At 62.8% G+C, this 19,018-nt stretch carries 19 protein-coding genes and 5 tRNA genes; 3 read left to right on the plus strand and 21 right to left on the minus strand.

The annotated features are described in order from the left end of the window. Positions 1-18 precede the first annotated feature (18 nt). From rpoB to ACYQ4W_RS07955, 14 genes are all read right to left on the minus strand, one after another. Positions 19-4,119 (minus strand): DNA-directed RNA polymerase subunit beta, encoded by a 4,101-nt coding sequence (gene rpoB, locus ACYQ4W_RS07890; protein ID WP_459854980.1) that lies wholly within the window; start codon positions 4,117-4,119, stop codon positions 19-21. 340 nt (positions 4,120-4,459) lie between these two features. Next, positions 4,460-4,843, minus strand: coding sequence for a 50S ribosomal protein L7/L12 (rplL, locus tag ACYQ4W_RS07895; RefSeq protein WP_459854983.1), 384 nt, complete (start codon positions 4,841-4,843; stop codon positions 4,460-4,462). A gap of 60 nt (positions 4,844-4,903) precedes the next feature. Then, complete coding sequence (gene rplJ, locus ACYQ4W_RS07900) at positions 4,904-5,431, minus strand: 50S ribosomal protein L10 (RefSeq protein ID WP_459854985.1); 528 nt, start codon at positions 5,429-5,431, stop codon at positions 4,904-4,906. A gap of 150 nt (positions 5,432-5,581) precedes the next feature. Beyond that, positions 5,582-6,289 (minus strand): 50S ribosomal protein L1, encoded by a 708-nt coding sequence (gene rplA, locus ACYQ4W_RS07905; protein ID WP_459854987.1) that lies wholly within the window; start codon positions 6,287-6,289, stop codon positions 5,582-5,584. Between the two features lie 12 nt (positions 6,290-6,301). After that, complete coding sequence (rplK, locus tag ACYQ4W_RS07910) at positions 6,302-6,727, minus strand: 50S ribosomal protein L11 (protein ID WP_459854990.1); 426 nt, start codon at positions 6,725-6,727, stop codon at positions 6,302-6,304. Between the two features lie 52 nt (positions 6,728-6,779). After that, entirely contained in the window at positions 6,780-7,340 is a 561-nt protein-coding gene (gene nusG / locus ACYQ4W_RS07915) for a transcription termination/antitermination protein NusG (RefSeq protein ID WP_459854993.1), read from the minus strand. A gap of 22 nt (positions 7,341-7,362) precedes the next feature. Further along, positions 7,363-7,623, minus strand: coding sequence for a preprotein translocase subunit SecE (secE, locus tag ACYQ4W_RS07920; protein WP_459854995.1), 261 nt, complete (start codon positions 7,621-7,623; stop codon positions 7,363-7,365). Between the two features lie 23 nt (positions 7,624-7,646). Beyond that, positions 7,647-7,722: transfer RNA gene (locus ACYQ4W_RS07925), tRNA-Trp, on the minus strand. 9 nt (positions 7,723-7,731) lie between these two features. Beyond that, a complete protein-coding gene (gene rpmG, locus ACYQ4W_RS07930; protein ID WP_459854998.1) occupies positions 7,732-7,881 on the minus strand; it encodes a 50S ribosomal protein L33 in 150 nt (49 codons plus the stop codon). Positions 7,882-7,884: 3 nt separating this feature from the next. Next, the gene (tuf, locus tag ACYQ4W_RS07935) at positions 7,885-9,078 is read right to left on the minus strand and encodes an elongation factor Tu (protein ID WP_459855001.1); all 1,194 of its coding nucleotides are present in this window, start codon (positions 9,076-9,078) and stop codon (positions 7,885-7,887) included. Positions 9,079-9,121: 43 nt separating this feature from the next. Continuing rightward, positions 9,122-9,197 (minus strand) — tRNA-Thr (locus ACYQ4W_RS07940). Between the two features lie 37 nt (positions 9,198-9,234). Beyond that, a tRNA-Gly gene (locus ACYQ4W_RS07945) sits at positions 9,235-9,311 on the minus strand. A 68-nt stretch (positions 9,312-9,379) separates the two neighbouring features. After that, positions 9,380-9,465, minus strand: a tRNA-Tyr gene (locus ACYQ4W_RS07950). Between the two features lie 7 nt (positions 9,466-9,472). Then, positions 9,473-9,547: transfer RNA gene (locus ACYQ4W_RS07955), tRNA-Thr, on the minus strand. Between the two features lie 221 nt (positions 9,548-9,768). Between ACYQ4W_RS07955 and ACYQ4W_RS07960 the strand changes: the two genes are divergently transcribed. The 3 genes from ACYQ4W_RS07960 to ACYQ4W_RS07970 all read left to right on the plus strand — a co-directional run bounded on the left by ACYQ4W_RS07960 (position 9,769) and on the right by ACYQ4W_RS07970 (position 12,753). After that, entirely contained in the window at positions 9,769-10,800 is a 1,032-nt protein-coding gene (locus tag ACYQ4W_RS07960; RefSeq protein ID WP_459855004.1) for a tRNA dihydrouridine synthase, read from the plus strand. 103 nt (positions 10,801-10,903) lie between these two features. Further along, entirely contained in the window at positions 10,904-11,752 is an 849-nt protein-coding gene (ispH, locus tag ACYQ4W_RS07965; protein WP_459855006.1) for a 4-hydroxy-3-methylbut-2-enyl diphosphate reductase, read from the plus strand. 29 nt (positions 11,753-11,781) lie between these two features. Further along, entirely contained in the window at positions 11,782-12,753 is a 972-nt protein-coding gene (locus tag ACYQ4W_RS07970) for a chemotaxis protein (RefSeq protein WP_459855008.1), read from the plus strand. Between the two features lie 91 nt (positions 12,754-12,844). On the opposite strand, the gene ACYQ4W_RS07975 is transcribed toward ACYQ4W_RS07970, so the two are convergent. From ACYQ4W_RS07975 to ACYQ4W_RS08005, 7 genes are all read right to left on the minus strand, one after another. After that, positions 12,845-14,131 carry an Nramp family divalent metal transporter gene (locus tag ACYQ4W_RS07975; RefSeq protein WP_459855010.1) on the minus strand — a complete coding sequence of 429 codons (1,287 nt, stop codon included), beginning with the start codon at positions 14,129-14,131 and terminating at the stop codon, positions 12,845-12,847. A gap of 18 nt (positions 14,132-14,149) precedes the next feature. Continuing rightward, entirely contained in the window at positions 14,150-15,427 is a 1,278-nt protein-coding gene (locus ACYQ4W_RS07980) for a magnesium transporter MgtE N-terminal domain-containing protein (protein WP_459855013.1), read from the minus strand. A 143-nt stretch (positions 15,428-15,570) separates the two neighbouring features. Then, positions 15,571-15,768: a twin-arginine translocase TatA/TatE family subunit gene (gene tatA, locus ACYQ4W_RS07985; RefSeq protein ID WP_459855016.1), complete on the minus strand. Its 198-nt coding sequence runs from the start codon at positions 15,766-15,768 to the stop codon at positions 15,571-15,573. A 362-nt stretch (positions 15,769-16,130) separates the two neighbouring features. Beyond that, on the minus strand, positions 16,131-17,129 hold the full coding sequence (gene ruvB, locus ACYQ4W_RS07990) for a Holliday junction branch migration DNA helicase RuvB (RefSeq protein WP_459855018.1): 999 nt from the start codon (positions 17,127-17,129) through the stop codon (positions 16,131-16,133). Between the two features lie 13 nt (positions 17,130-17,142). Further along, entirely contained in the window at positions 17,143-17,754 is a 612-nt protein-coding gene (gene ruvA, locus ACYQ4W_RS07995) for a Holliday junction branch migration protein RuvA (protein WP_459855021.1), read from the minus strand. 10 nt (positions 17,755-17,764) lie between these two features. Then, positions 17,765-18,268 (minus strand): crossover junction endodeoxyribonuclease RuvC, encoded by a 504-nt coding sequence (gene ruvC, locus ACYQ4W_RS08000; RefSeq protein WP_459855024.1) that lies wholly within the window; start codon positions 18,266-18,268, stop codon positions 17,765-17,767. Between the two features lies 1 nt (position 18,269). Then, a complete protein-coding gene (locus ACYQ4W_RS08005) occupies positions 18,270-19,013 on the minus strand; it encodes a YebC/PmpR family DNA-binding transcriptional regulator (protein ID WP_459855027.1) in 744 nt (247 codons plus the stop codon). Positions 19,014-19,018 lie beyond the last annotated feature (5 nt).

Genomic DNA, 19,018 nt, shown 5'->3' on the forward strand with positions numbered 1-19,018 from the left:
AGGGGTGAGTCCCCTGCCCTACTGCCGTCTGGTAGGCTTCTTCTTCTCGTCCTGGATGAGGTTCACGTCCAGGCCAAGGGACATCAACTCCTTGATGAGCACGTTGAAGGACTCGGGCAGACCGGCCTCCAAGAAGTTGTCGCCCTTCACGATCTTCTCGTACATCTTCACACGGCCGGCAACGTCGTCGCTCTTGACCGTGAGGAACTCCTGCAGCAGGTACGCGGCGCCATACGCCTCAAGCGCCCAAACTTCCATTTCGCCCAAACGCTGGCCGCCGAACTGGGCCTTGCCGCCAAGGGGCTGCTGGGTCACCAGGGAGTATGGGCCGGTGGAGCGGGCGTGAATCTTTTCGTCAACCAAGTGGTGCAACTTCAGCATGTACATCACGCCCACGGTGACGCGGTTGTGGAACGGCTCGCCAGTGCGGCCGTCGTACAGGGTGATCTTGCCGTCGTCGGGCAGGCCGGCGTGTTCCAGCCAGCCCCAGATCTCGTCCTCGTCCGCGCCGTCGAACACCGGGGTCTTGGTGATGATGCCGTGCTTCACGGATTTGGCGATCTTCTTCAATTCCTCGTCGTCCAGGCTGGCGATGAGGTCTTCGATCTCCTTGGACTTGAACACGGCGGCGATGTCCTTGCGCACGGACTGCATGGCCTCGCCGGATTCGACCATCTCGGCGATCTGCGCGCCCAGTTCACGGGCGGCCCAACCAAGGTGGGTCTCCATGATCTGGCCGATGTTCATGCGCGAAGGAACGCCCAGCGGGTTCAGCACGATGTCCATGGGCGTGCCGGACGCGAAGAACGGCATGTCTTCCTCGGGCAGGATGCAGGACACGACGCCCTTGTTGCCGTGACGGCCGGCCATCTTGTCGCCCACGGAAAGCTTACGCTTCACGGCGACGTAGACCTTGACCATCTTGATGACGCCCGGCGGCAGATCGTCGCCCTCGGTCACTTTCTCGCGCTTGTTGTCGTACACGCCCTTGATGAAGCGGATCTGGTTCTCGTAGTCCGTCAGGAAGGTGCGGATGGCGTCGTTGACCTCTTTGGAGGCGAACAGGCCGGCAAGCTTCTTGAGCGGCAGCTCGTCGAGCACCTCGCGCGTCAGCGGACGGCCGGCGTCGATGAGTACCTCGCCCTTCTTCTTGCCCATGACGGGCTGGGCGATCTGCTTCTTCTCGGCGATCTCCCAGATGCGCTCGCGGATGTTGTCCGTCAGCGCGGCCACGTGCTTCATCTCCTTCATGTCGAAGTCGGAGAGCGCGCCCTGCTCGATGGCCAGGGTGCGGTCGTCCTTTTCGCCGGAGCGGCGGTTGAAGACCTTCACGTCGACAACCGTGCCCTCGATTCCAGGCGGAACCTTGAGGGAGGTGTTCTTCACGTCGCGCGCCTTGTCGCCGAAGATGGCGCGCAGCAGCTTTTCTTCAGGCGTGAGCTGCGTCTCGCCCTTGGGGGTGATCTTGCCCACCAGGATATCGTCAGGCACGACCTTCGCGCCCAGGCGGATGATGCCGCAATCGTCGAGGTTTCTGAGCATTTCCTCGGAAACGTTCGGGATGTCGCGGGTGATTTCCTCGGGTCCGAGCTTGGTGTCGCGGGCGACAACCTCGAACTCTTCAATGTGCACGGAGGTGTAGACGTCCTCCTTCACCACGCGTTCGCTGATGAGGATGGAGTCTTCGTAGTTGTAGCCGCACCAGGGGGTGAAGGCCACGAGGAGGTTCTTGCCCAGGGCCAGCTCGCCGTCGCGGATGCCGGGACCGTCGGCCATGACCTCGCCCTTCTTGACCTTCTGGCCCACCTGCACGCAGGGGCGCTGGCCGAAGCAGGAGTTCTGGTTCGACTTGTGCCACTTCTGCAGTTCGTAGTGCACGGTGCCGCCGGTATTGGGCGCCACGGACACGTCGTAGTTCACGATGAGGCGCTCGGCGTCGGCGAAGTGGACCACGCCGTCGCCCTTGGCCAGAATGCACGCGCCGGAGTCGCGGGCCACAACGCCTTCCATGCCGGTGCCGACGAGGGGCACTTCGCACTTGAGCAGAGGCACGGCCTGGCGCTGCATGTTGGAGCCCATGAGCGCGCGGTTGGCGTCGTCGTGCTCCAGGAAGGGAATGAGCGCCGCGGAGATGGACACGATCTGGCTCGGACTAATGTCCATGAGCGTGACCTGCTCCTTGGGCACGAAGTTGGGGTCGCCCGCCTGGCGCGCCTGCACCAGGGAGGGGATGATGTTCTTGTTCTCGTCCAGGGGCAGGCTGGCCTGCGCGACGGACTCGCCCGACTCGCGGCTGGCGTCCATCCACACGATCTCGTCGCCGGCGCGGCCGTCCTGGACCACGCGGAACGGAGTCTCGATGAAGCCGTAGTCGTTGACGCGGGCGTAGGTGGTCAAGGAAACGATGAGGCCGATGTTCGGTCCTTCGGGCGTTTCAATGGGGCAGATGCGGCCGTAGTGGGAGGTGTGCACGTCGCGCACCTCAAAGCCCGCGCGCTCGCGGGTCAGACCGCCGGGTCCCAGGGCCGAGAGGCGGCGCTTGTGCGTCACTTCGGACAGGGCGTTGGTCTGGTCCATGAACTGCGAGAGCTGGCTGGTTCCGAAGAATTCCTTCAGCACCGCGGCCACGGGCTTGGGATTGATGAGGTCGTGCGGCATGAGCGTGGACACTTCCTGCAGGCTCATGCGCTCCTTGATGGCGCGTTCCATGCGGACGAGGCCGATGCGGTACTGGTTTTCAACCAGCTCGCCCACGGGACGCACGCGGCGGTTGCCCAAATGGTCGATGTCGTCGGCGGGGCCGTGGGAGTCCTTCAACTTGACCAGCACGCGCACGGCCTTGAGGATGTCCTCGTTGGTCAGGGTGCGCAGCTCAAGGGACTCGTTGATGTCCATGCGGGTGTTCAGCTTGTAGCGGCCCACGGTGGACAGGTCGTAGTAGTCCGGGTTGCGGAACAGGTTCTCGAAGAAGCTGGCCGCGATCTCCGCGGTGGGCGGAGAGCTGGGGCGCAGGCGGCGGTAGATCTCGATCTGCGCGCTGGCCAGGTCCGTGGTCTTGTCGGCGGCCAGGGTGTCGCGCATGGACGAGGACACGTCCACGCCCTTGGTGAACAGCAGGCTGATCTCATGCACGCCCTGGGCGCGCACCTTCTCGATCATGTCGGCGGAGAGCTCCTGGGCGGCCTCGGCGATGACCTCTCCGGTGTTCTGGTCCACGATGTCGTGCGCCAGATACTGGCCAAGCAGGGAATCGGGCGCGACCTCGATGGTGGTCTGCCCGTCCTTGATCATCTTGCGCCAGGCGGCCTTGGCGATGGGGCGGCCCTGCTTCACCAGCACCTTGCCATCGGAAAGCACGACGTCCACATAGGCGTCTTCCTTGCGGAACTGGTCCTCGCGCATTTTGCGCATGACCTTGGTTCCCTCGAAGACGTATTCTTCGTGGTCGTAGAAGTAGTCCAGAATGTCCGTCTTGGTCATGCCCATGGCCTTGAACAGGATGGTGGCGGGCATTTTCCGGCGGCGGTCGATGCGGACGTACAGGATGTCCTTGTGGTCGAAGTCGAAGTCGAGCCAGGAGCCGCGCATGGGGATGATGCGGCAGGAGTACAAAACCTTGCGGCTCGAATGGGTCTTGCCCGAGTCGTGCTCGAAGATGATGCCGGGCGAGCGCTGGAGCTGGTTGACGATGACGCGCTCGGTGCCGTTGATGATGAAGGTGCCCTTCTCGGTCATCAGCGGCAGGGTGCCGAAATAAATGTCCTGCTCTTTGATGTCGCGGATGGTGCGGGAGCCGGACTCCTCGTCGACATCGAAAACGACCAGGCGCACAATGAGGCGCAGGGGCGTTTCATAGGTCAGGCCCTTGGCCAGGCACTCGTCCTCGTCGTACTTGGGATCTTGAATGATGTAGCTGACATATTCAAGGCTGGCAGTCTTGTTGAAGTCCTCGATCGGGAAGACCGAACGGAACACGGCCTCAAGGCCGAAGTCCGAGCGGCTCGCCGGGGGGACATCGCGCTGCAAAAATTTCAGGTACGAATCGACCTGCAGCTCCAACAGGTGCGGAATGGGCAGGCTGTTGGCGATTTTTCCGAAATGTTTCGTGAGTTGGGCCATTGTCACCTCATCGGGCGATACGGTTGGTATTCACGGCAAATGCAAAACCAAAGGCGCACTGCGCCCTTGGATCGTTGGCAACATCCAAAATCTTAATGCGGGTAACTTTGCGTCACGCTTACTTCCCCAAATGGAATCAGATCTCCGCAGGGGGGCAGGAAAAATTTGTTTCGGATCGCGCCATTACGGCAGCGGTTCCCTTGCACCGAACCCTTCCGGCGCAACGCAACCCGCACCGCCAGTGGCGGCAACGGGTCTTGGAAAAGCAAGACGGATCAAAGGACGCTCCCCATCCGGAGAGCGTCCTTTGACCGGAATACTCTTAATCGTGAAGCAAAAACTACTTCACTTCGCAGACAGCGCCGGCTTCGGTCAGCTGCTTCTTGGCGTCCTCGGCATCAGCCTTGGAAACGCCTTCCTTGATGACCTGGGGAGCGCCATCAACCTTGTCCTTGGCTTCCTTCAGGCCCAGGCCGGTGAGGGCGCGGACGACCTTGATGACGCCGATCTTGTTGGCGCCGGCTTCCTTCAGGATGACGTCGAACTCGGTCTTCTCTTCAGCGGCCTCGGCCGGGGCGCCACCAGCGGGGGCGGCGGCGAAGGCGGCCACGGGAGCGGCGGCGGAAACGCCGAACTTCTCTTCAAGTTCCTTGATGAATTCGGCCAGCTCGAGAACGGTCATGTTGGAGATGAACTCAACAACCTGCTCTTTGGTCACGGACATGATATATTCCTCCTGGAAAGTTACGTTTGCTTTGGTTGACTGTGGGAAAAGGGGCCTTGATTAAGCGGCTCCGCCTTCCTTCTGGTCCTTGATTGCATTCAAGGCATACAGGAAGTTGCGGAGCACAGCCGCAAACACATTCACGAAGTTGGTGGGCACCGCATTCATGGTGCCGAGCAACTTGGCCAACAGTTCGGGCTTGCTGGGCAGCGTTGCAAGCTGCTTCACGCCCTCCTCGTCAAGGAACTTCCCTTCAAGGCTGCCGTAACGCATGGTGAGCTTCTTGCTCCCCTTAACGAATTCGGACAGAGCCTTGGCCAGGGCTACGGGATCTTCGTAGCCCAAAGCGACCGCGCAGTTTTCTTTCAGACGATCATTGAGAACATCGTGGGATGTCTCTTTGAGCGCCAACCGGGCCAGGGTGTTCTTGACGACTTGGTAATCGACTCCGGCTTCGCGCAGCTTGACACGCAGGAGAGTCATCTCCTCCACGCCCATGCCCTTGAAGTCGGTGACGACAGCGATGCTCGCGCGTGCAGCCTTGTCATGCAGCTGCTCGATGATCTGGGCTTTTTCTTGCCTGTTCACCGTGTCTCGCTCCTCGTCGTTCATTGGCCCGGAAAGCAAAGTCAGTCTCGGCAGGGTATTAAGGGGCTACCCCCACCTGCTTTCTTCGACTTAAACTTCCCGTGCTATCTATTCCATCTGGATCAGGCGGCCATTCCGCCCGCACCAGTATTAGCCTTCCAAAAACTTCCGAATGGTCTGCGTATCGACCCGGACGCCGGGGCCCATGGTGGTCGCCACGGCCATGGCCTTCAGGTACGTGCCCTTGGAGGTGGCCGGCTTCAGCCGGTTCACAGCCTCGAGCAAGGCAGAGAGGTTCTGACAGAGCTTCTCGGCGCCGAAGGACTTCTTGCCGATGGGGGCGTGCAGGATGCCCGCCTTGTCGACCTTGAACTCCACACGGCCAGCCTTCAGCTCGCGAACGGCGTCGCCCACGTTGAAGGTGACTGTGCCGGTCTTGGCGTTGGGCATGAGGCCGCGGGGGCCAAGCATGCGGCCAATCTGGCCGACCTTGGCCATCATGTCCGGGGTGGCCACGGCGTTGTCGAACTCGAGCCAGCCGTTCTTGATCTTCTCGACCAGCTCGTCGCCGCCGCACTCGTCGGCTCCGGCCTCTTTGGCCTCGGCTTCCTTGTCGGTCTTGCAGAAGACGATGACGCGGGCGGTTTTGCCCAGGCCGTTCGGCAGGGGCACGGCGCCGCGCACCATCTGGTCGGAGTACTTGGGATCAACGCCCAGGTTGATGGCCACGTCGACGGTCTCGTCGAACTTGGCGAATGAGCCGTCAAGGGCGAGCTTCACGGCCTCGGCAACGGCGTAGCGTTCAGCCTTGTCGATGGCTTCAGCGCCCTTGTTGTAGTTTTTTCCGTGTTTCGGCATGACTATCCCTCGCTACCCTATGACTTCGAGGCCCATGCTGCGGGCGGTGCCGATGACGCAATTCTTGGCGGCCTCAAGGGACTTGGCCGTCAGATCCGGAGTCTTCAGCTTGGCGATTTCTTCCACCTGAGCCATGGTGACCTTGCCGACCTTGGTCTTGTTGGGTTCGCCGGAGCCCTTCTCGAGCTTGGCGGCCTTCAAAAGCAGCACCGGCGCCGGAGGCGTCTTGGTGATGAAGGAGAAGGTGCGGTCGGCATAAACGGTGATGATCACCGGAATGATCATGCCCTTCTGGTCCTGGGTCTTCGCGTTGAAGGCCTTGCAGAACTCCATGATGTTGACGCCATGCTGACCCAGAGCCGGACCCACGGGAGGGGACGGATTGGCCACGCCGGCAGGAATCTGCAGCTTGACTTTACCTGTGATTTTCTTGGCCATTTTTTTATATCCTCGCAGGCGGTTTCCCGCCGCAGTCGATCAAGGGTCCGTCTTAGCCCTTCGTCACCTGGACGAAGTCGAGCTCCACCGGGGTTTGACGCCCGAAAATGGAGACAGCCACGCGGAGCTTGCCCTTGTCGTAATTCACGTCCTCGACGACGCCGTTGAAGCCGCTGAAGGGGCCGTCGATTACCCGAACCTCGTCGCCACGCTCGAAGTGGAACTTGGGCCGGGGCTGTTCCTGCCTGCTCTCCATCATGGAGAGGATGGTCTGGGCCTCGCTGTCGCGCATGGGCGTGGGACGGTTTTTGCCGCCCACGAAGCCTGTAACGCGCGGGATGGATTGGATGAGGTGCCACGAATCGTCCGTGAGCAACATCTTCACCATCACATAACCCGGATAAAACTTCCTGGTGGAAGTCCGGCGCTCGCCCTTGACCATCTCCACCACCTTCTCGGTGGGGACAACGACTTCGAGCACCTGGCCATGGTCCTGGCCAGTGCGCATCATTTCGTTGATGGTCAACTGCACACGCTGCTCGAAACCCGAGTAGGTGTGGACGATATACCAGCGGGCCGGTTTTTCCCCGCCAACGGCGCTTTCTTCAGTCACGTGCGCTCACCTATGCCAGGGATTAGGACAGCACGGTCTCGACGATCTTGGACAGGCCGAGATCGACGATGCCCAGGAACAGCGACATGACCGCAACAAGGATCATGACCGCAACGCACGTCGTCACGGTCTCCTTTCGGGTCGGCCAGGTGATCTTTTTGAGTTCAACCTGGGCTTCCTCGAAGAAAACCTTGAGTTCCTGCGCCTTGGCAACCACCCCGGTCTGTTCCGGGGTTTCTTCGCCTTGCTGGCCGCTGGAGCCTTTCGCTGTATTTTTAGCCATTGTTCTCCCCATCGGGGGGTAAGTGGCAGGCCAGGAGGGATTCGAACCCCCAGCATCCGGTTTTGGAGACCGGCGCTCTACCGTTAGAGCTACTGGCCTGCGCGAGCACTATTTGGTCTCGCGGTGGACTGTGTGCTTCTTATCGAAGGGACAGTACTTGCTTACCTCGAGACGACCCGTAGTATTCTTCTTGTTTTTTTCCGTCGAGTAATTGCGCCGCTTGCACTCGGTGCAAGCAAGCTGAATGTTGACGCGCATGTATTACTCCAGAATCTCGGTGACAACACCCGCGCCGACAGTGCGGCCGCCTTCGCGAATGGCGAAGCGCAGGCCCTGCTCCATGGCGATGGGGTGGATCATGTCAACGATGAAGGTCGCATTGTCACCAGGCATAACCATTTCAACGCCTTCTTCCAAGGTCACCACGCCGGTGATGTCGGTGGTGCGGAAGTAGAACTGCGGACGGTAGCCGGAGAAGAACGGAGTGTGACGGCCGCCCTCGTCCTTGGACAGAACGTAAACTTCGGCCTTGAACTTGCGGTGGGGCGGAATGCTCTTGGGCTTTGCCAGAACCTGGCCGCGCTCAACGTCTTCACGCTTGATGCCGCGCAGGAGCACGCCGACGTTGTCGCCAGCCTGACCCTGGTCAAGGATCTTGCGGAACATTTCAACACCGGTGCAGGTGCTCTTCACGGTGTCTTTGATGCCGACGATTTCGACTTCGTCACCGACGGTGATGATGCCGCGCTCGACACGACCGGTCACGACGGTGCCGCGGCCGGAGATGGAGAACACGTCTTCGATGGGCATCAGGAAGGGCTTGTCGATGTCGCGCTTGGGCTCGGGAATGTAGGAGTCGCAGGCGGCCAGAAGCTCGGCGATGCACTTGCACTCTTCGCTCTTCGGATCGTCGCTCTCAAGAGCCTTCAGGGCGGAACCCTTGATGATGGGGATCTCGTCGCCGGGGTAGCCGTACTTGGTCAGCAGCTCGCGCATTTCGAGCTCAACGAGCTCGAGCAGTTCGGCGTCGTCGACCATGTCGCACTTGTTCATGAAAACGACCATGTGAGGCACGCCGACCTGACGGGCGAGCAGGATGTGCTCACGGGTCTGGGGCATGGGGCCGTCGGTCGCGGCGACGACGAGGATCGCGCCGTCCATCTGGGCGGCGCCGGTGATCATGTTTTTGATGTAGTCGGCGTGGCCCGGGCAGTCCACGTGAGCATAGTGACGGGTGTCCGTCTCGTACTCGACGTGCGCGGTGGCGATGGTGATGCCGCGCTCTTTTTCTTCCGGAGCCTTGTCGATCTGGTCGAAGGCCACGTAGGTGCCTTTGCCCATCAGGGACGCCGTCTTGGTGATGGCGGCGGTGAGGGTGGTCTTGCCGTGGTCGATGTGGCCGATGGTGCCGATGTTAACGTGAGGCTTCTTGCGCTCGAATTTAGCCTTGCCCATGTTCAACCCCCTGGTTCTGGTCTTCGGTTGTCGAGAAAAGATGTGGAGCCCATGAACGGAATTGAACCGTTGACCTCTTCCTTACCAAGGAAGTGCTCTACCGACTGAGCTACATGGGCTTAAGCTTCGTTTTAGGAGAACGCAAATGGCGTTGACTGGAGCGGGAAACGAGACTCGAACTCGCAACCCTCAGCTTGGAAGGCTGATGCTCTAGCCAATTGAGCTATTCCCGCGCATAGTAACTGTAGTCCCTTCGGCCGGGGACACGCCCTGCCTCCTACAACGATGCTTGCCGCGAAAGTGGTGGTGGGGGGAGGATTTGAACCTCCGAAGGCTGACGCCGACAGATTTACAGTCTGTTCCCTTTGGCCACTCGGGAACCCCACCTTTTCACTGGAGCTGGCGATGGGACTTGAACCCGCAACCTGCTGATTACAAATCAGCTGCTCTGCCATTGAGCTACGCCAGCGCATGAACGAGAATGCATACGCTTCCCGTCCGCGGATTGCAAGGACTTTTGTTCCCCGATGGCGCAGGGCAGTCTGCAATCCCCTCGTTTCCAAGGGCGTTCTGACTATTTTGAAATGGCCCTTCTTGTCAACACATTTTCTTTCACGTCTGCAAATAAATTTCAAATTGACGCTTCTTCCCTTTGACGAACGCTCTGTTTCACCCTATTTCCCCCCTGCCATGACGAAAAACCACGCCATACTCCCCTTCGCGCCCGATGCTCCCTGGCTCGCCCCCCTGGCGGGATATTCCGATCTGCCCTTCCGAACGTTGTGCCGCCATTACGGCGCGGCCTGCTCCGAAACGGAAATGGTCAGCGCCAAGGGCCTTGTCTTCGGCGGCTACGGCACGGAGCGCCTGCTGGGCACCACGGCCGAGGACGCCCCATTGGTGGTCCAGCTCTTCGGCGCGGAGCCGGAAATCTTTGAACGCGCCATGCCCATACTAATAGATCGCGGGTTCGCCCATTTCGACCTCAACTGCGGCTGCTCCGTGCGCAAGGTGAACAAGAGCGGCTCCGGCTCGGCCCTGATGACGCGGCCGGAGCTCCTGCTGCGCATCGTCGAGGTCATGCTGCGCGCGGCCGGGCCCGGCAACGTCGGGGTCAAAATGCGCCTGGGCTTCACCCCGGACGACGAGAACTTCCTCGACCTCGGCCGCAGGCTCGAGGATCTGGGCGTGGGCTGGCTGACCCTGCACCCGCGCACGGGCAAGCAGCTCTTTGGCGGCACCGCCCGCTGGCAGGCCGTGGGCGAGCTGGCGAGTGCGGTGGACATTCCCGTTCTCGCCAGCGGCGATCTCTTCTTCGCCGAGGACGCGGCGCGCTGCCTGGCCGAAACAGGCGCGGCGGGCGTCATGTTCGCCCGTGGCGCCCTCACCGATCCCATGATCTTCCAGCGCCTGCGGGACATCCTGGCCGGGCGCGAGCCAGCGCCGCGCACCGCTGCGGGCCTGGCCGACGCAGCCCTCATGCACATACGCTTCTGCCGCGAGTTGGACGGCACCCCGCACGCCTTCCGGGCCATCCGGGCCTTTCTGCCCCGCTACGCCAAAGGCTTCAGCGGCATCCGGGCCCTGCGCCAGGCCCTGCTCACCTGCCGCAACTGGGACGAGCTTGAGGCCATGGCCGGAAGCATCGCCCAGTTGGCTGCGGAGCCCTGCGGCGAAGACTGCGTAGAAAACGACGCGGAGAGCTTGGCCCTGGAGTGCTAACCGCCTTCTTCTGTTGACTCCCGGCCCTGCCTGGGACACTATGCGTAGACGCGCCGCGCCTCCTCCTCCCTCAAACCACCGCGGCCGCGCAAACGAGGCTTGAATGGAGATTGTCCGCGCACGCCTTGCGGGCTTTTGCATGGGCGTGGGCCTGGCCTTGAAGAAGCTCGACGCCCTGGTTGATGACGGCGACAGCCGCCCCATCTACATGCTCGGCCCCATCATCCACAATCCGCAGGTGCTGGAGTGCTATGCCCGGCGCGGCGTGGGCCTGGCACAGTCGGCCAGCGAACTGCCCGCGGGCAGCCGCGTGGTCATACGCGCCCACGGCATTCCCAGGCACGAGGAAGAATCCTTGCTCTCGCGCGGGGTGGATGTGGTCGACGCCACCTGCCCCAAGGTCAAACGCGCGCAGCTGCTCATCAGCGAGCAGGCCGAGAGCGGCCGCAAGCTGCTGCTCTTCGGCGAGGACGACCACCCGGAGGTGCGCGGGCTTTTGAGCTATGCCGGGCCGGACGCCTTTGTGTTCGAGACGCCCGAGGAGCTTGCCGCGCACCCGCTGGACCCCGCAACGGCCTATGTGCTGGCCGCGCAAACCACCCAGGACCGCCAGGGCTTCCATCAAATCCAGGCAGACCTGGCCGCGCGCCTGCCCGGCGGCGTGCCCGCGCTGGAAACCATCTGCGACGCCACGCGCCTGCGCCAGGACGAAGCCATACGCCTTGCCGGCAAGGCCGACTGCGCCGTGGTCGTTGGCGGCAAGGCCAGCGGCAACACGCGCAGGCTCGCCCAAGTGATCGAAGCCGCGGGAGCGCCCACAGTTCTTGTGGAAACCGTTGACGACTTGCGCGGCGTTGATTTAACACAATATGGTCGGGTGGGCTTAACTGCTGGAGCATCCACGCCGAAAAGCATCATTGATGAGATCGAGGCCTTTCTGCGGGCCCTGTAGAGACCGAACCGCCCACGCACGGAGCCGCCATGAGCACGAATATGACCAACATCCTCCTTGAGGCCGGAACCAACGAACTTGAAATCGTGGAGTTCTACCTGGAGGAGCCGAATCCCGCCGGGGGCGAACCCTACCGCGGCTACTACGGCGTCAACGTCGCCAAGGTGCTGGAGATCATCCGCATGCCGCGCATCACCGAGATGCCGCAGGTCTCGCATCCCTCGGTGCTGGGCGCCTTCAACCTGCGCGACCAGATCATCCCCCTGGTGGACCTTGGCGTGTGGCTGAAAAAAGACCGCCACGACGCCGAGCCGCCCAAGGTCATCGTGTGCGAGTTCAACAACGTCACCACGGCCTTTCTCGTCTCCGGCGTCAACCGCATCCACCGCATCAGCTGGGAGGAAGTGGAGGCGCCCAACAAGTACATGTCGTCGCTGGCGTCCAACTCCATCACCGGCGTGGTGCGCCTTGAAGGCCGCATCATCTTCCTGCTCGACCTGGAAAAGATCGTGGCCGAGCTGAACCCGGAGCTGGGCATGCGCTTCGAGGAGAACGTCGTGTGGGAGGCGGACACCCAGTACCGCGCCCTCATCGCCGACGACTCCACCCTCATCCGCGAAATGATTGGCGACCTGCTGCACCGCGCCAACTTCCTGGTGGAAAAGACCAACCACGGCGGCGAATGCTGGGACCGCCTGCAGCAGATCAAGAAGATCGCCGAGAGCGAAGGCCGCCCCGTGACCGACTACGTGCAGGTGGTCATCTCCGACATCGAGATGCCCAACATGGACGGCCACAACCTGACCAAGCGCATCAAGGAAGACCCCATGCTGCGCGACCTGCCGGTCATCCTCTTCTCGTCCATCATCACCGACAAGCTGCGCCACAAGGGCGAGGCCGTGGGCGCGGACGACCAGATCAGCAAGCCGGAGATCACCCACGTGGCCAAGCGCGCCGTGGACCTCATCAAGAGCCGCATCGCCGCCGCATCCGAAGTGTAGAGGCCGCCCGCACCGACGCGAAAGCGCCCGGCTCCTTCTGCAAGGGGCCGGGCGCTTTTCGTTGCAGCCGCGGTAAACCAGGCTCTCCGGCTCAGCGGCCCATGAGCTTGGCTATGGTGCCGGGAATGGCGATGTCCACGGTCATGACGATGGTGAGCGCCATGACGATGACCACGGTTGCCCAGGCGATGATGTTGAACACCGGACCGTTGACGAAGTCGCCCATGAGGCGCTTGTCGTTGATGAGCCGGAGCATGAAGATGAGCACAAAGGGCAGCACCGCGCCGTTCACCACCTGCGAAATGTACATGATGGCGATGAGCGGGGCGTCGGGCACGAGGATGATGCCCGCAGACACGGCGATGAGCAGCGTGAAGAGCCAGAAGAACTGCGGCGCCTCGCGGAAGTCCTTGTCCACGCCGAGCTCCCAGCCCATGCCCTCGCAAATGTAATAGGACGTGGAAAGGGGCAGCACGCAGGCCGCGAAAAGCGAGGCGTTGAACAGGCCCACGGCGAAAAGCCCCGTGGCGTAGCCGCCCACAAGCGGCGTCAGGGCCATGGCCGCGTCGGCCGCGGTTTCGATCTTGATGCCCGCGGTGAAGATGGTGCCCGCGCAGGCCACCACGATGAAGAAGGCCACGATGATGGCCATGACGCAGCCCACGATGACGTCGAGCCGGGAGAAGTTGTAGTTCTCCTTGGTGATGCCCTTCTCCACCACGCTCGCCTGCTGGTAGAACTGCATCCAGGGGGCGATGGTGGTGCCCACCACGCCGATCATCATGGTCACGGAGTCCGGGGTGATCTTGAAGTCCGGCACCACGGAGGCCTTCATGACCTCGCCCCAGTCCGGCCCGGACATGAACGCCGCAATGGGATAGGCCACGTACACGACACAGGCCACGAGGAAGACCTTTTCGACAATGCGGTACGAGCCTTTGACGATGAGCAGCCACACGGCCACCGAGGCCAGCGGCACGGAGATGTATTTGCTGACGCCGAAAAGCTCCATGCTGGCCGCAATGCCCGCGAACTCGCTCACGGTGTTGCCCAGATTGGTGAGCAGCAGCGCCACCATGACGTAGAAGGTGATCTTGACGCCGAAGCTCTCGCGGATGAGGTCGGAGAGCCCCTTGCCCGTCACCGCGCCCATGCGCGCGCACATCTCCTGCACCACCACCAGGGCGACGGTGGTCGGCAGCATCATCCACAAGAGGGAGAGCCCGAACTGCGCGCCGGCCAGGGAATAGGTGGTGATGCCGCCCGCGTCGTTGTCCACGTTGGCGGTGATGATGCCAGGTCCCAGCAGGGCCAGAAACATCATGAGATTCCGGCGGTTCAGCTTGCCCAAGGGCGCAAAAACAGAAGTGAGGCTCATTGCATTCACCTTGGGGGGCTAGAAGTTGCGCAGGGCCTTGTACTGCTTCCACCGCAAGGCGAAGGGCAGAAAATGCTCCATGATGTCGTCGGCGGAGACGATGCCAGCCATGCAGCCGTCGTCCTCCAGCACGGGAACCGCGGCGAACTTGTACTGCACCACCAGCTCCAGCACGTCTTCCAGGTTCGAGTCCACCTGCACGGTCTTGGGGTTACGGCTCATGACCGCGGCGATGGGCTCGTCGCCCTCGGCCAGCAGCAGCCGCTTGAGGCTCGCCACGCCGTGCAGCCGTTCCTCCTGGTCGAGCACGTAGATGTAATAGATGGTGTCGACCTCGGCGCCCATGAGCCGCACCTGGGCAAGGGCGTCGGCAACCGTGGCGTCCGGGTGCACGTAAATGTACTCGTTGTTCATCAGGCCGCCGGCCGTGTCGTCCTCGTGCTCCAGCAGCTCCTGCACCTTCTCGGCGTCCTCGGGGTCCATCTGGGCCAGCAGTTCCTTGGCCTTCTCGTCGGAAAGCTCGGCCAGAACGTCCGCCGCCTCGTCAGGGGGCATCTCCTCCAGCACGTCCGCCGCGTGCGAGCTCTCCAACTGCGAAATGACGCGGCTCGAAACTTCGGGCTCCATCTCGCCGATGGCCTCGCCCGCGGCCTCCATGTCGATGGAGTTCAGCACGGCGGAGACGTTTCTGTGCGGCAGCTGGGCGATGATGTTCGCAAGGTCGGCCGGGTGCATGTCGGAGAGCTTGTCGCGCGTGACGGTGAGGGTGAGCTGCGAGAGGTTGGCTTCCAGCGGGGCCACGAGAAGCCAGTCGATCTCTTTGGGGGCGAGCTTGCGGTGCAGCGCCCCGCCCAGAAAATCCCAGGCCTTGAGGTAGCCCAGCCGGCGCAGAATGCCCCGGAAGCCCACATCGACCGCGGAGAGGCACAGGCCATCACCCGTGAGGGCGAGCTTCAGGTCGTTCACGCGCACCACCTTGGCGCCGTCCACATCGACGATCTGCCGGTCGAGGATGTCGCGGCGCATGAGCACCTCGTTCTCGGCCTCGGGCAGGTCGGGCAGCACCTCGGGTTCGCGCTTCAGGGAGACGATGACCTGGTTGAACAGGGCCAGATCGCTGAAGGCCACGCGCCGCGTGCCGCGCGGCGTCTTCACCAGCACATGGTGCACAATGGGCAAGGGGTCGCCGGGGCTCATGGCCACGTCGAGCAGTTTGCCGACCTCGCGGCCGGACTGGCTGATGACCGGCCGGTCCAGAACCGCGCTCAAGAAAATGTCATTGGCATGCTGGGACATGACAGCCTCCCCCCAGGCGCTTGCGCGCCAATCGAATACAGCAACACGAAACCCCGGAAGGCCGCAATGAAGCAGACTCCGGTTGGCTCGCAGCCGCCGGGCATTAGCACCGGTCAAAAAAACCGGTCAGGCGCGGCGGCGCGCTATTTTCGTGTATCGGTACTCTGGGTGGGCTGGGCGGGTTGGCTGGGGGCTTCGGTGCCGTCCAGGCCTTTGCGCAGTTCGCGGATGCTCTTGCCAATGCTTGCGCCAAGCTGCGGCAGTTTGCCGGGGCCGAACACAAGCAGGGCGATGCCGAGAATCAACAACAGGTGCATGGGCTGTAAAAGCTGTCCGAACATGACGTTTCCTCCGTGTTCCCATGGAGCGGGCGGCCCAAAGTCGCATCCAGGTCCAGGGGAGGGTCTTGCGCCGGTTCTCCGGCGTCATCCAGTTCGGGACGTTATCCGAAAATAACAAACAGTAAACCAACAATGCGCCGTGCAGCCGAAAAGTAACCGGGCTGTCACAAACTCATCAGGCCCTTACATGGGTTCATCATCGCCGTCAAGACACTTCTGTCCGTTGCCGGGCACGAAAACAGCCGCATGACAACATTTCAGGGGTTTAGGAATTCGTCTCAATCCGAGAAGGAAAACTGTCCCCAGGCATCCCCGCAATACCGGAGACGGGCCCAAAGGCGGAGCGAGGCGCGGCAGGAGGCTTACGAAAGCCCGCCCTCGCCGTCCATGCGCATCTTGAGGTGCTGGTAGGCCTTGGCCGTGGCCACGCGGCCGCGCGGCGTGCGCTTGATGAACCCGCACTGGATGAGGAAGGGCTCGTATATGTCCTCGATGGTGCGGGCTTCCTCGGAGCAGGCCACGGCGATGGTCTTGACGCCAACCGGCCCGCCGCTGAACTGGTTCACGATGAGCGACAGGATCTTGCGGTCCATCTGGTCCAGGCCGTGCGGGTCCACGTCGAGCCTGTCCAGGGATTCCTCGGCCAGCTGCTTGTCCACCACGCCCTGGCCGGAGACCACGGCGTAGTCGCGGATGCGGCGCAAGAGCCGCCCGGCGATGCGTGGCGTGCCGCGCGAACGCCGGCCGATGGCCCAGGCGCCCTCCTCGGTCACGTTGATGCGCAGGATGTCGGCCGCGCGCAGGACGATGCGCGCCAGTTCCTCCGGCGAGTAGAACTCCAGGCGGAACACGCAGCCGAAGCGGTCGCGCAGGGGCGAGGTGAGCAGGCCCACGCGCGTGGTGGCGCCCACCAGGGTGAAGGGCTCCAGGTCGATTTTGACCGTGCGCGCGCCCGGCCCCTGGCCGATGATCAGGTCGATCTTGTAGTCCTCCATGGCGGGATACAAAATCTCCTCCACCGTGGCGGGCATGCGGTGGATCTCGTCGATGAACAGGATGTCGTGGCGCGAAAGGTTGGTCAGAATGGCCGCCAGGTCGCCCACGCGCTCCAGCACGGGGCCGCTGGTGGAGACCATGTTGACGCCGAGTTCGCTGGCCATGATCTGCGCCAGGGTGGTTTTGCCCAGGCCAGGATTGCCGGAAAACAGCGTGTGGTCCAGGGCGCGACCGCGCTCCTTGGCCGCCTGGATGAACACGGAAAGGTTCGAGCGCACGTCGGCCTGGCCGATGAAGTCGGACAGGCGCTGCGGCCGGACGGTGTCGTCCACCTGGGGGTTCTTGTCGGCAAGGTCTTCGCTCATGCTCCCCCCCGGGTTAGGACCGCGCCTGGGCGATCTTCTTCAAGGCCAGGCGGATGGCGGCGCTGGCGTCGATGTCCGGCTCGGCCTCGAAAATCTCGCGGACCATGGGCCGCGCCTCGTCCTCGGTGTAGCCCAGGGCCTTCATGCCCATGAGCGCGTCGAAATACTCGCCCTGGGGCGCATCCTGCGGGGTGGGCGCCAGGGTGGGGCCGCTCTTGATGCCCGCCACCTTGTCCTTGAGCTTCCACATGATCTCGCGCGCGGACTTGGGGCCGATGCCGGGCACCGTGGCCAGCATGTCGGCGTCCTCGCGCAGGACGATCTCGCGCAGGTGCTCGGGCTTGAAATGGGAGAGGATGGACAGGGCCTTCTTCGGCCCCAGCTTGTCGATGCCGATGAGCAGGCGGAAGACGTCGCGGTCGTCGCGGGTGATGAAGCCGTATAGGTCGAGGGCATCCTCACGCACGATCATGTGCGTGAAGAGCTGCACCTCGCCGCCCTTTTGCGGCAGGGCGACCAGCGCCGTGGTGGGCAGGGCCAGCTCGTAGCCCACGCCGCCGGGCGTCACCACCACGCAGCCCTTGCCGGTGATTTCAAGCAGACGTCCCTCGATGTAGGCGATCATGGGGCCTCCCTCAGCTGCCGGTCAGCTTGCGCATGCGGCGTTCGTTCAGGTGGCAGATGGCCACGGCAAGGGCGTCGCTGGCGTCGAGAGCCCAGTCGGGCTTCTTCACGCCCAGGATCTGCGCCACCATGAAGGCCACCTGCTCCTTTTCCGCCCGGCCCACGCCCACCAGGCTTTTCTTCACCATGGTGGGCGGGTACCCGGCGACGGAGAGGCCGGCCACGGCGCAGGCGGCCATGGCCGCGCCGCGCGCCTGGCCCAGCTTGATGGCCGAGGCGCTGTTCTTGGACACGAACACGCTCTCGATGGCGGCCTCGTGCGGGGCGTTGAGACGGATGATCTCGGCCACGCGCGTATAGATGACGCCGAGCCTCTCGGCCATGTCCCCCCCGGAAGGGGTGCGGATGGTGCCCACGGCCACGAGTTCGGCGCGGCCGGAGGCCTCGCGCACAACCCCGTAGCCGGTCACCTGGCTTCCGGGGTCCAAACCCAGCACCGTGACGGGCTCGGCCATGCTACCCCAGCTCTTCCATGATTTCATCCGTGAAGTCGGCGGTGACGTACACGTTCTGCACGTCCTCGTTGTCTTCCAGGTTCTCCATGAGGTTCATGACCTTGCGGGCCGTGGAGGCGTCCACCGGGGTCAGGTTCTTGGGCAGCATGGTCAGCTCGGAGCTTTCCACCGCAATGCCCGCGTCCTCAAAGGCCTTTTCGACGGCGGAGTAGTTCTCCGGGGCCACGCGGACCTCAAGGGTGCCCTCTTCGGCCACCACGTCGTCGGCGCCGGCCTCCAGGGCCACTTCCATGATCTGGTCCTCGGTGTACTTGGCGGGGTCGAAGGAGAGCACGCCGCGCTTGTCGAACATCCAGGCCACGGAACCGGGCTCGCCCATGTTTCCGCCGCCCTTGCTGATGATGTGGCGCACTTCCGCAATGGTGCGGTTCTTGTTGTCCGTGGCCACCTCGACCAGCATGGCGACGCCGCCGGAGGCGTAGCCCTCGTACATCATTTCGAAAATTTCGCCGCCCGCAAGTTCGCCCGTGCCCTTCTTGATGGCCTGCTCGATCTTGTCGTTGGGCATGTTGGCGGACTTGGCCTTGGCGATGACCGCGCGCAGGCGGGCGTTCATATTGGGATCGCCGCCACCCTTGGCCGCCAGGATGATATCCTTGGTGACCTTGGTGAAAACCGCGCCTTTCTTGGCGTCGGTCTTGGCCTTGGAGCGCTTGATGGTGGCCCATTTGCTATGTCCGGACATGAATC

This window comes from Humidesulfovibrio idahonensis (assembly GCF_054657715.1).

Coding starts and splice junctions, on each gene's coding strand:
- ACYQ4W_RS07960 (WP_459855004.1), top strand. CDS start 9,769: ATGACGAAAAACCACGCCATACTCCCCTTCGCGCCCGATGCTCCCTGG.
- ruvA (WP_459855021.1), bottom strand. CDS start 17,754: ATGATCGCCTACATCGAGGGACGTCTGCTTGAAATCACCGGCAAGGGC.
- ACYQ4W_RS07980 (WP_459855013.1), bottom strand. CDS start 15,427: ATGTCCCAGCATGCCAATGACATTTTCTTGAGCGCGGTTCTGGACCGG.
- secE (WP_459854995.1), bottom strand. CDS start 7,623: ATGGCTAAAAATACAGCGAAAGGCTCCAGCGGCCAGCAAGGCGAAGAA.
- ACYQ4W_RS07975 (WP_459855010.1), bottom strand. CDS start 14,131: ATGAGCCTCACTTCTGTTTTTGCGCCCTTGGGCAAGCTGAACCGCCGG.
- ruvC (WP_459855024.1), bottom strand. CDS start 18,268: ATGGCCGAGCCCGTCACGGTGCTGGGTTTGGACCCCGGAAGCCAGGTG.
- rplK (WP_459854990.1), bottom strand. CDS start 6,727: ATGGCCAAGAAAATCACAGGTAAAGTCAAGCTGCAGATTCCTGCCGGC.
- tuf (WP_459855001.1), bottom strand. CDS start 9,078: ATGGGCAAGGCTAAATTCGAGCGCAAGAAGCCTCACGTTAACATCGGC.
- rpoB (WP_459854980.1), bottom strand. CDS start 4,119: ATGGCCCAACTCACGAAACATTTCGGAAAAATCGCCAACAGCCTGCCC.
- ispH (WP_459855006.1), top strand. CDS start 10,904: ATGGAGATTGTCCGCGCACGCCTTGCGGGCTTTTGCATGGGCGTGGGC.
- rpmG (WP_459854998.1), bottom strand. CDS start 7,881: ATGCGCGTCAACATTCAGCTTGCTTGCACCGAGTGCAAGCGGCGCAAT.
- ACYQ4W_RS07970 (WP_459855008.1), top strand. CDS start 11,782: ATGAGCACGAATATGACCAACATCCTCCTTGAGGCCGGAACCAACGAA.
- rplA (WP_459854987.1), bottom strand. CDS start 6,289: ATGCCGAAACACGGAAAAAACTACAACAAGGGCGCTGAAGCCATCGAC.
- tatA (WP_459855016.1), bottom strand. CDS start 15,768: ATGTTCGGACAGCTTTTACAGCCCATGCACCTGTTGTTGATTCTCGGC.
- rplL (WP_459854983.1), bottom strand. CDS start 4,843: ATGTCCGTGACCAAAGAGCAGGTTGTTGAGTTCATCTCCAACATGACC.
- ruvB (WP_459855018.1), bottom strand. CDS start 17,129: ATGAGCGAAGACCTTGCCGACAAGAACCCCCAGGTGGACGACACCGTC.
- ACYQ4W_RS08005 (WP_459855027.1), bottom strand. CDS start 19,013: ATGTCCGGACATAGCAAATGGGCCACCATCAAGCGCTCCAAGGCCAAG.